The 576-nt window shown below is 70.0% G+C and carries 1 protein-coding gene; it reads left to right on the top strand.

Annotation, left to right across the window (positions count from 1 at the left end; all coding sequences use genetic code 11):
- Positions 1–576, top strand: a 576-nt coding sequence (locus tag EYW49_RS23215; protein ID WP_407695502.1) for a hypothetical protein, incomplete at both ends; no start/stop codon positions are given.

Genomic DNA, 576 nt, shown 5'->3' with positions numbered 1-576 from the left:
GGTGCGACCGCGACGATCTCCAACGTCGAAACCATCGTCGGCGGCGCCGCCACCGACGTGGTGACGCTCGGTGCGGCGGTGACCGCCGCCACCGTCGACCTCGGCGACGGGGCCGACAAGCTGACGCTCGGCGCCTTCGCCAACGTCCTGACCGTGTCCAACGTCGAGACTCTGGTCGGCGGCGCGTCCTCCGACACCGTGACCCTCGGCTCGCAGATCACCACCGGCACCGTCGATCTCGGCGCCGGCGCCGACAAGCTGGTGCTCGGGGCCTTCGTCAACACCGTCACCGTCGCCAACACCGAAACCGTGGTCGGTGCGGCCAATGCCGACACCGTGGTGCTGTCCTCGGCGGTCACCGCCGCGACCATCGATCTCGCCGGCGGCGCGGATTCGCTGACCTTCGGCGCCTTCGTCAACACCGCGACCGTCTCCAACGTCGAGACGATCACCGGCGGCCTGTCGGCCGACACCGTGACGCTGGGCGCTCAGGCGACCGGCGGGCTGATCGATCTCGCCGCCGGCGCCGACAAGCTGACGCTCGGCAACTTCGTCAATACCGCGTCAATACCGCGA

The sequence above is a fragment of the Siculibacillus lacustris genome (genome assembly GCF_004328075.1).
Lineage (GTDB): Bacteria > Pseudomonadota > Alphaproteobacteria > Rhizobiales > Ancalomicrobiaceae > Siculibacillus > Siculibacillus lacustris.
Note: the sequence above shows the minus strand (reverse complement) of the source record. Positions and strands in the feature narration are given on the sequence as shown.